At 61.8% G+C, this 217-nt stretch carries 1 pseudogene; it reads right to left on the reverse strand.

What is annotated here, in order from left to right:
• Positions 1 to 4: 4 nt before the first annotated feature.
• Positions 5 to 112: pseudogene (locus C6W91_RS21250) on the reverse strand (multicopper oxidase domain-containing protein); the annotation flags it as partial.
• Positions 113 to 217 lie beyond the last annotated feature (105 nt).

Consider the following 217-nt stretch of genomic DNA (forward strand, 5'->3'; position numbering starts at 1 on the left):
CCCCTCATGTGACCCGCGCCCATGTCTTCATGTCCGAGGCCGCATGGGTGAGCATGTGGCAGTGCAACAACCTGTCACCGGGATTGTCGGCGGCAAAGGTAATGGTGCGCGTTGCATCCACATCGTTCATTCGGCCGCTCCCCCATCAGCGTCGAGCAGATAGGTGGCGATGGCTTCACGGTCCTTTGGAGTCAGGAACCGGGTGCCTTCGCGGACC

Source organism: Phaeobacter sp. SYSU ZJ3003, from assembly GCF_041300735.1.
GTDB classification, from domain to species: Bacteria; Pseudomonadota; Alphaproteobacteria; order Rhodobacterales; family Rhodobacteraceae; genus Phycobacter; species Phycobacter gallaeciensis_A.